This window comes from Mesorhizobium sp. WSM4840, assembly GCF_055811755.1.
This window is the reverse complement of sequence record NZ_JBVVQD010000070.1, coordinates 1-10,090: the sequence shown is the minus strand read 5'-3', so window position 1 is coordinate 10,090 and position 10,090 is coordinate 1. Positions and strand designations below refer to the sequence as shown.

Genomic DNA, 10,090 nt, shown 5'->3' with positions numbered 1-10,090 from the left:
GCCTAACGACCGTAGAAACAGACGGGGCAACCAGGGAACGCCGTCCCCTGCACCAAATATGCGGAAGATCCCCAGATTGTCGCGCAGGTCTCTCCCAGATCGCCGCGCTATAAACCTTCCACTGCAGCGCCATATCGTGCCCAGAGGGGCCAGATAGCTGAGCGTAGTACGGCGGAAGCCGCCAGAAGGCCAAAAGAGGAGACCACGATGCCCCGAGTGCCGGGCCGACGGTTCGGACGGTGTTGGAACCGACGGAGAGCAGGGTCACGGCAGCAGGACAATCGCGTCGGTCCACGATATCGCCAACCGAAGCTTGCCACGCGGGATCATTGAGAGCGCCGCCGCTTGCGATCAAAAAGCTGAAGCCGAGTATCATCCACGGGTCGACAAAGCCGATAGCCACAGCAACGGAGAGTATCGCCGACCCTGCGCCGGCTGAAATTGTCCGCGAGAACCCCGGAGAAAACGGACAAAATGAACGCAAGCAGGTTCGATGAAGCCACTAGCGCAACCATCAGATCGGAACTCGAGATCGTCGTCATCAGTCAGCCGATGGCAACCTCTGGATCAGCTAGCCGAAACTGGGAAACCTGTGTGGCCAGCCAGATCGAACGAAAGGTCTGGTTCCTGAGCGGCGCAAACGTCCCTGGCGAAATTACATCCGAGTCTGCCACTCTGCTCATTGCCCCGCCGGTCGTGTCCCGCCGAGCTACACCTGTATGGGGCGATGAGAGTCAAGCCTGCTCCTGCATTTCTCCATCTCCTGGTTCGGCCGATTGGCGACCATCTCCTCGTCCCGACCTACCTTCGCTCTGGCCGCCGCGCGCAGTGACGGTCAAGGCTGGGCCGCAGGCCCGATCGCGCAGCGACTTGCCCTTGACGGTCACGAGCACGGCGGCAGGCTTGCTCGGTCGGCTGGGGACCCGGCGAGGTGCCGACAATGGATTCCGAGGCGGAGTTCGCCATGAGCAGGACGCGGGCGGCCGCGCGGCAGACTTGTATTCGGTCGATCTCAGGGGATCTGAACCATGATGCAGCATGCGCATCGGTAGGCGAAGCTCCGGGGCGGCGGGCCCATTCTACGTCCGCGGTCTGAGGACCATGTGTAGCTTCGGGTTGCCGCCACCTCGGATCATCATCGGCAGACCCTCTGCGGGCCAGCCAATTGGGTGTGCGTTGCTCTCCTCTTCCCACGTGTCCCCATCACGCCGCACGCAAGCTGACGCCCTGTGGCGCCTCGCCCGTGGTGACGAGGCGCCACAGCGCAATCAGAAGCTTGCGCGCCAGCGCCACGATCATCGTCTTGCGCGTGGCCTTGCGGCCGTCGGCCGTGCGCGCCTGGAACCATCGGGCCAGCGCACTGTCCTTCTGGAAGAGGAGAAAGCGCAGGCCAGTTGGATCATGCCATGCCGCACGCGGGCACTGCCGGCGCGTGCCAGCCCCTTCTCGCGCCGGCGTTTGCCGCTCTCGTCGGGCGAACCCGTGAGCCCGGCATAGCGCGCCACCGCGCGGCGATCACGCAATCCGCGCGACAGGATCTCGTGGACCAGCATGTCCGCCGTCTCGACACCGACGCCGATGACCCGTGCGATGAGGCGCACCATCGCTTGCGGGCCTTCTGGTGCAGCCGGAGCCGCGGCGAGCCTACGCAGGCGGTCGCCCTCGATGGTGCGGATCTGCGCACGCAGGAGGTCGACCCGCTCAAGCAAGCGGTGCAACTCGGCGCGGGTGTTGTCCGGCAGCGGCGTTCCCTCCCCTATGCGGATGGCGATGAGCCTGTCGGCCGCATTGCGCAGGCTCAAGCGGAAGCTGCGAATGCCGAAGCGGGCGAGAATCGCCTTGATGCGGTCGACGAGCCGCGTCTGCTCACCGACCAAGGTCTGTCGCTCGCGGTTCGGCCGCCGCGCGTCCTCTTCTTCGAGCGTCGGAATCGCCGCCATACTGCAATGGCGCTTCTCGCCCCGCAGCCAGCCGAGAAAGGCGCGCATCAAAAGCTCCGTGTCGAGCCGATCTGTCTTGGCACGCCGGTGCTCACGCGACACCGCAACGCTGGCAGGGTGGATGGCATAGGCCTCGATGTCGCGCGCCCGCAGCCAGCGCGCCAGCCAAAAGCCGTCGCCGGCCGCCTCATAGGCGACGGCGATCCGCTTGATCGTATGCCCGGCCTGGCCGGCTTCGTCGCGCCAGCGCTGCAGCAGCTTCAACAATGATGGCGCGTCGGCATCAATCTTCTTCAGCGGCTGGCGCTTGAATCCCGGAACAAGCGCGGCAATCAGCCACTTCGCCTTGCTCATTTCGATGACGGCGACGATCGTGTTATCCTGTTCAAAAGCGGTAAGGGAGCTTGCGTCAAAAGACTGCGGCATGGGGCGCCTCCTTCTGAAGAGTTGGTTCTAACAGCGCCGAAAGATGCCACACCCTCGCCGCTCGCCCCATAGCATCTGCGCGGCAGGTCACGATGGGATTACCGCTCGGCCTGCGTATCGGCCCCGTCCTCATTGGCGTATGTTGTTTAACCAACCATCAAGCCAAGTGCCCTCGAGGGACGAACCACTATCTCGGTTCTAGATGACGACGATATGCAAACTGCATTTGACGGAAGCCATATGGCAACCGATCATCGCTACAAGATGGCGCTTTCCGCCAAGATGCAACGATCAGGTCCGCACAATTGTTGAATCTCGAAAGTTTCAGCGATATCAAGGGCGAAGCCACGACTTGGCGTCGTTACCTCCACGAGACTCCGGAGCTCGACTATCGGGTACATGACACTGCGGCTTTCGTGACCGAGAAGCTCGCCTCCTTTGGTATCAATCATATCGAAACAGGCATAGCGGAAACTGGTATCGTTGCGTTGATACAAGGCCAGCTTGGAGATGGGCCCACGGTCGGATTGCGCGCCGACATGGACGCATTGCCTATACTTGAGGCGTCAAACAAGCCGTGGGCGTCGAAAAATGTCGGAATGATGCATGCATGTGGCCACGATGGCCACACTGCGATGCTCCTCGGCGCCGCTAAATATCTAGCCGCTACGCGCAATTTCACGGGCTCGGTTGCTTTGATCTTTCAGCCTGCGGAAGAGGACGGACGAGGCGGTCAACGGATGGTCCAGGAAGGGATCATGGACCGTTTCGGAATATCTCACGTTTTCGGCATGCACAATCAGCCTGGCCTGGAGGTTGGCAAGTTTGGAATTTGCCATGGCCCAATCGCGGCGGCGCTTGACGAGTTCGATATCATAGTTAAGGGACGGGGCGGGCACGCTGCAATCCCGCACATGGCAATAGACTCCATTGTCATAGCGGCGCACGTTATCGTTGGCTTGCAAACGCTGGTTTCTCGCAATACTGACCCGACGGAATCGCTCGTCGTCTCCGTGACAAAGTTGAATGCCGGCCAAGCTTACAACATCATTCCGGAACACACTGAAATCGCGGGTACGGTAAGGACCCTCGCTCCCGAGTTGCGAGACTTCGCAGAGCAACGGGTAGAGGCATGCGCGCGGGGTATAGCAGGCGGGTTCGGCGCTGAGGTCGAGTTCAGGTACAGGCGCCTCGAACCCCTCACCGTCAATCACACGGACGGGACTAATCGGGCGATCAATGCGGCGCGTTGCCTCGTCGGGTCGGCATCCGTAGACGACAAGATCAAGCCAAGCATGGGATCGGAGGACTTCGCTTACATGCTTGAGGCGCGCCCCGGAGCGTACATTCTACTGGGCAATGGCCCGACCGCTGCCCTGCACAACCCAGCATATGACTTTAACGACGAAGCCCTGCCGTACGGCATCGGCTATTGGGTGAATCTGGCCGAAACGGCTCTGGCGCCTGCGAACTCAGAGTTGTGAGTGCAACATTCGCAAGGCGAAGCATCATAATCAGTCTCGATCGAGACGACTAGCAAAGGGGAACAACAATGAGCTATTCGTTAACCCGCAGACGTTTCATGCAAGCGACATCGTCCGCAATCGCAGTGGGCGCGCTGTCTTGCGCTCCTAGTCGAGTCTCGGCTCAATCATCGGGCCAGATAACGGCGGTGTTGGGGGGGGGCGATTGGGGTAAAGCCAACATAGAAGCCTACGCCAAACCGTTCGAAGCGGAGACCGGTATCAAGGTGATACCGATCACCGACGATATGGACTTGGGTCAGGTTGAATTGATGGTAAAATCGAGCAATGTCACCGTGGATGTTGCGGCCTTAGGGCAGGGGGCCGGTCTAGTCGCGGCCCAAAAGGGAATTCTCGAGAAGATCGATTATTCCATCTATAAATCGGAAAATTTAGATGGCATATACGACTTCGCCAAGCAGCCGTTCGGCGTTGCCAACCTAGTCTATTCTTACAATATGGTCTATAATACTGAAGCATTTCCTGCTGCCAAACCGCGGCCGTTAACCTGGGCCGAGTTCTGGAACGTCGAGAAGTTCCCTGGCGTCCGAACGCTAGTGTCCGGCCAGTACGGATCGGAAGGGCCTTGGGAAGAAGCTCTGCTGGCGGATGGCGTACCCGCCGATCAGCTCTACCCAATGGACATCGATCGCATCTTTGCCAGTCTAGACAAGATAAAGCCGCATATCCGTAAATGGTGGGGCCGTGGTTCCGAAATCCAGCAAATGTTGCATGATAAGGTGATTGACATCGCCCAATCATATGACGGACGGGCGCTTCTTTTGGTCGATCAGGGCGCGCCAATTGAGATCAATCGGAATCAGGCAAAGCTACAATGGGACTACTGGGTGCTTCCCAAAGGTGGTTCCAATGTGCAGAATGCACAGAGGTTTATCGAATTTGCCACTCGCGCCGACCGCCAAGCAGCCTTCGCCCAGCTCTTCCCTGAAGGCCCAAGCAACCGCAATGCCTTCAAGCTGCTTCCGGATCAGGTGGCCCGCAGGCTTCCTACCCATCCTGACTACATGAAGAGTAGCATTTCAGTGAATGGGCAGTGGTACAATGAAGTCGGCCCGGACGGCCGCTCGAACACTGAGCGTCTTATCCAGCGCTGGAACGAATGGATTCTCCAATAAACATAGGTTTCCGACCATCCGGAGGAGTCCGTCGAAAAATGATTGGCGCAGGGATTCCACCAGCCTGTGCGCCGGTCCCGTTGAGTTTGCGGTAGGAACTCGGTCATTTGCCAACGACATCCGGCAGCCGTCGCTGGAGGAGCAACAGTGAACATGCATGCAAGAACGCCCGTCCCATTCCCAGAGGATGACGCATTGCAGGAAAAACCGATTCTACCCCAGATCGAATTCCGAGGCGTCACCAAGATGTACGGGGCGGTTCCTGCCGTCACAGATTTGTCGTTAACAGTGCGTCGCGGCGAGTTCCTGACCATTCTCGGTCCGAGCGGTTCGGGCAAGACCACAACACTGATGCTACTTGCCGGCTTTGAGGCACCGAGCTCGGGTGATATCCTGATCGGCGGACACTCGGTCGCCGCAGTGCCGTCCTATCGTCGCGACCAAGGTATCGTTTTCCAGAGCTATGCGCTGTTTCCGCATCTTACTGTGACGCGGAACCTGGAGTTCCCACTTGAAATGCGCGGCATAAACGCTGCTGAGAGGACAACGCGGGTCAGCCGGATGCTGGAGCGCGTGCACCTCAAAGAATTTGGCGACCGCATGCCATCGCAATTGAGTGGCGGCCAGCAGCAGCGCGTGGCGCTTGCCCGCGCGATGATCGCGGATCCGCCTTTCCTTTTGCTCGACGAACCGCTCGGCGCGCTCGATCGCAATCTCCGCGAGCAGATGCAGATCGAGATGAAGAATCTGCACAAAGAGTACGGCATCACCACGGTCTGCGTTACGCACGACCAGGAGGAGGCGCTCACGCTGTCGGACCGCATCGTGGTCATGCGCGCTGGGCGTATCGAGCAGACCGACAGTCCGGAGGCCCTGTACGACCGGCCAGCAACATGCTTCGTGGCAAAATTTTTGGGTGAGGCGAACATCCTCGAAAATGCCGGGTTCAGGATCGAAGCCGATGCAACTCAGCCCTCCGGCGTTGCAGCCATGATTCGGCCCGAGCGAATCTGCATCGCTCCGAAGGCATCGAAGCGCGCCGACGCGGACCAGCGCCAGTCTGTCACTGGCACGGTCGACGATATGATTTATGCTGGCCCGTTGCGGAAGTACCATGTACGCGTCGGGAGCGCAGTCCTCATCGTTCGTGAGCACGTCGCCGCGGGGCAGCCAATCTTCCGACCGGGCGACGAGGTATGCCTCGACTGGCTGCGGTCCGACGTTCGCTTCGTCGCCGCGTAAACCCATCGAGAGGGCAAGGCTGATGAAAACTTTTCAGAAATTGGGCCGAATGCCTATTGGGCTCACCGTACCGGCCTTCGCTATCCTGCTCGTCGTCTTCGGCATACCGATCGTCCTGCTGTTCCTGACCAGCCTCAATGCGCCTGACTTTTCGGTGACAAATTATCACGCGTTTTTCGGCCAGCCGGCGAACATCCGCGTGCTTTTCCAGACCATCGAAGTGAGCCTAGTGGCCACGGCCATCTGCCTCATCGTCGGCTATCCCACGGCATATCTGATCGTGACCGCTTCGAAGACGCTGCGCATGACACTCATTGCTCTCGTCATCATCCCCTATCTCACCAGCGGGTTGGCTCGTACATATGCGTGGATTGTCATTCTCGGCGATCGTGGCGTGATCAACAATCTTTTGCTCAACCTCGGGCTGATCCACAGCCCCTTGCCCCTCATTTACAACCGCATGGCCGTTTACATTGGAATGGTACACATCATGTTGCCGCTGATGATCCTTCCTCTAGTTAGCGCCATGATGGGAATTGACAGGTCGCTCATGGCGGCGGCTCGGAGCATGGGTGCGCGGCCTTTTACAGCTTTTCGGCGGATTTTCTTGCCCCTCAGCTTGCCAGGCGTGCGCAGTGGCTCCCTGCTTGTATTCGTGTTCTGCCTGGGGTTCTATATAACGCCAGCGGCGCTGGGCGGGTTACGCGACGCCATGCTTTCAACCTTCATCGCCGCGCAGGTCAAAAGCTCCTTCGACATTTCACGCATCGCCGCCGCAGCCTTCATCCTCCTGGCGGTCGCGATCGTCGTGCTTTCCATGATCGGGCTCGACCTTTCGGGTACCCAAGGGCGTGTCGCGAATCCGGCGCGGAAGTCTTGGCTGATTCGTCTGCCCCTAATTCGCATTTTGAAACTCTATCTCAGTGAGCTTCCCCGCCCCTATCGGGCGAAGCGTTGGACAGCCCAGCTCTACCAGGCTGGAACTGACAGCCACTGGCCGAACATTGTCGGAATAGTGTTCGTCTTCTTCGTTATGGTCTACCTTCTTTTCCCTGGCGTCATCGTTGTTATCATGTCTTTCAGCGCCGGGGCGTTTCTGGAGTTCCCGCCTTCGGGCCTTTCGTTGCAGTGGTACCGTTCCTTCTTCGGCGATCCGTCATGGAACGGAGCCGCATGGACCAGCGTCCAGATCGGCGTGGAAGTTGCCATCCTTTCGACCATTGTAGGGACCCTCGCCGCGTTCGGCCTGAGCCGCGTGGGTCCACGGCTGCGCGGCCTACTAACTATGATCATCATAACGCCGATAACGTTCCCGGTCATCGTCGTTGGTATCGCGACCTATCTCGGGCTGATTAAACTTGGACTCATCGGGTCGCAGACTGGGATCATCCTGGCGCACAGTATCGGTGCCATCGGCATTGTCGTCGTAATCGTTTCGGCGACGCTGGCGAATTTCGACCGAACGCTGGAGCAGGCAGCTAAGAGCATGCGTGCGGGCCCGTTTCAGACCTTCGTGAAGGTGACACTCCCATTGATCCGGCCGGGCATAATCGGAGGTGCCATGTTCGCATTTCTCCAATCCTTCGACGAGGCCGTCATTACATCTCTGGTTGGCGGACTTTCGGTCCGCACTTTGCCGCTGAAGATGTTGGAGAACATCCGCAACCAAATCGACCCGACGATTGCAGCAGTGACATCGCTGTTGATGCTGCTGCCCCTGCTCTGGATACTCATCTTTTACGCCTTGTGGTGGAGATCCAGACCGAGAACCCAGAACAAATTCTCGGAACTTGCTATTTGATCTGCATGCTCCCTCACGTGGCGTGGCAGCTAGCCTGGCTGGTTGGCGGCTTTTTCCCCCATCATAGAATCCGGCCGCGACTAACACACCTCCCCGCGCGGCCCCACCCCTACGAGCACTCGTTGCGAAGCCCTTGAATCGATTGCGAGCAGCCGAGTGCCACGGATAGTCGGCAAATTCTTCACCATATGGACGTTGGACAGTGACCGAAACCCCGCACCTTACATTCGACCTTGACACACCTGGTTTGAGCACCGGCCACCTTGTTGTCCCCAAAGGCGCCGACTGCGAAGCTCTTTCGCTTCCGGTTTTCAGTCTCAATAAGGGGGAGGGACCACGGCTCCTTATCACCGGTGGATGTCATGGCAACGAACTGGAAGGGCCAATTGTTGCACGACGGGTTGTCGACTGGCTGCCAGAAGCACAAACCTGTGGAAGAGTCAGCATATTACCCGTGCTTAATCCGCCAGCCGTACAGGCATGGAGCCGCAACACGCCATTCGACGGCTTGAATCTCAATCGAGTGTTTCCGGGCCGGGCCGATGGGTCGGTAACCGAACGAATCGCGGATGCGGTTTCTCGCCTGCTGCTGCCAATGGCCGACACCATATTTGATCTGCACAGCGGAGGGCCATCCTGGGATTTTCCACCAGCAAGCACGACACATCCGATCGCTGACGCGGAGCTGATGGCCGAGACAGTCAAGATGGCAGAGGCATTCAAATTGCCCGTCACCTTGATTTGGGAACACAATGACACGCCTGGAATGTTTGATACCTATGCTCACAGCCAAGGTAAGGTTTTCGTTTGTGCGGAATTTGGGGGTGGCACGGTCGGAGCGGATTCTCTGGCCATCTATGAAGCTGGCGTACGCAACGCCCTCGTCGCGCTTGGACTAGTTCAGGTGGAAGCCGATTTTCCAATCTTCTCTCACAAGAAGTCCAGCCAGACGCTTGAGACGCTCGCGTCTGACAATGTGAAATCGCCCGCGCGAGGCATCTTCGAACCTCGCTGCTCGGTGCTGGATGAAGTGAAACGGGGGGATCTTATAGGCGTCCTGCATCCGATGGAGTCGCTGTCAGCTCGTTCCATTGATGTACGAGCGGCTACCACTTCCATCGTCTGTGGTATCCGATCCGGACTGCATGTTGAAGCCGGTGAGGAGGTGGCGATCCTTGCCAGGCCGCTTCAAATACGAAGAACGCCTTGAGGAGGATATGGGCGCAGTGCGGCGATCGCAGAGACTATAGACGTAGCAGACATACTTCACGTTGGCGACTGTGTCGCCTTTGCCGGACTGAAGGTGCCGCCGCTTCGCGCGAATCTTTTTGAACTTCTCGCGAGCAATACTCTCGCGAACCGATCTAACGGCAACTCATGCTACGGGCGGATATAATGGCGGGCTCCAAACAGCAGAACGCGGGCGTTACACGCCAGGAACTGGCAAGCGAACATGTGATCGACCACGTCTTTCCCCGCCGCCAGACTGATGTTGTAGAGTCTACCGAGAACTGGGTTTCAGTAGCTTGGTGACCATTGGTGGCACTATGCCGCCGGCATCAATGGGCCAAATTCGTTCCGCGGTCTATGTCCCCAAACCTGCCCTTAACGCATCTGGCTAAGACCAGCAATTGATCCTCGTCCCATGATGAGACGCCGTGCACACCGCTCTCCGCTTCCCAAATCCGGATTCGTGACAGATTTGCTCGGGAGATATCATGACCGGCGATTTGCGTGTCGCAAAGATTCGGCAAAATTTTTTGAATGCCTAAGGCCTGTTTACAATCATCGGATTGCGAGGAAAGCGGTGACGAGATTGAGGAGTCCGGCAAAGCAAGCATCGGTCTTTTCGTAACGGGTTGCGATGCGTCGGAATGCCTTGAGATGGCAGAAGAAGTTCTCAACGAGATGGCGCCATTTGTACATTTCGGTGTCGTGAGGGATGGGTCGTGTCCCACCGCGTGGTGTAGGTCGGCGGCAGCGAAGCCGCTCGCGAGCGCGCCCTCAACAGCGCTGTAGCGA

Annotated in this window: 5 protein-coding genes and 3 pseudogenes; 5 read left to right on the top strand and 3 right to left on the bottom strand. The window is 58.6% G+C overall.

Features of this window, described 5'->3' with window-relative positions; genetic code table 11:
* Together AC0L3I_RS36355 and AC0L3I_RS36350 are read right to left on the bottom strand one after the other, a co-directional pair.
* A pseudogene (locus AC0L3I_RS36355) lies at positions 1-515 on the bottom strand (MFS transporter); the annotation flags it as partial.
* 688 nt (positions 516-1,203) lie between these two features.
* A pseudogene (locus AC0L3I_RS36350) lies at positions 1,204-2,366 on the bottom strand (IS110 family RNA-guided transposase).
* A gap of 305 nt (positions 2,367-2,671) precedes the next feature.
* On the opposite strand from AC0L3I_RS36350, the gene AC0L3I_RS36345 reads away from it, so the two are divergent.
* From AC0L3I_RS36345 to AC0L3I_RS36325, 5 genes are all read left to right on the top strand, one after another.
* A complete protein-coding gene (locus AC0L3I_RS36345) occupies positions 2,672-3,850 on the top strand; it encodes a M20 aminoacylase family protein (RefSeq protein WP_473530157.1) in 1,179 nt (392 codons plus the stop codon).
* Between the two features lie 68 nt (positions 3,851-3,918).
* On the top strand, positions 3,919-5,025 hold the full coding sequence (locus tag AC0L3I_RS36340; RefSeq protein WP_473530156.1) for an ABC transporter substrate-binding protein: 1,107 nt from the start codon (positions 3,919-3,921) through the stop codon (positions 5,023-5,025).
* Between the two features lie 153 nt (positions 5,026-5,178).
* Positions 5,179-6,267 (top strand): ABC transporter ATP-binding protein, encoded by a 1,089-nt coding sequence (locus AC0L3I_RS36335; RefSeq protein ID WP_473530158.1) that lies wholly within the window; start codon positions 5,179-5,181, stop codon positions 6,265-6,267.
* A 22-nt stretch (positions 6,268-6,289) separates the two neighbouring features.
* The gene (locus AC0L3I_RS36330; RefSeq protein ID WP_473530155.1) at positions 6,290-8,068 is read left to right on the top strand and encodes an ABC transporter permease subunit; all 1,779 of its coding nucleotides are present in this window, start codon (positions 6,290-6,292) and stop codon (positions 8,066-8,068) included.
* A gap of 202 nt (positions 8,069-8,270) precedes the next feature.
* On the top strand, positions 8,271-9,278 hold the full coding sequence (locus tag AC0L3I_RS36325) for a succinylglutamate desuccinylase/aspartoacylase family protein (protein WP_473530154.1): 1,008 nt from the start codon (positions 8,271-8,273) through the stop codon (positions 9,276-9,278).
* 575 nt (positions 9,279-9,853) lie between these two features.
* On the opposite strand, the pseudogene AC0L3I_RS36320 reads toward AC0L3I_RS36325, so the two are convergent.
* Positions 9,854-10,021 (bottom strand): annotated as a pseudogene (locus AC0L3I_RS36320) (IS5/IS1182 family transposase); the annotation flags it as partial.
* Positions 10,022-10,090 lie beyond the last annotated feature (69 nt).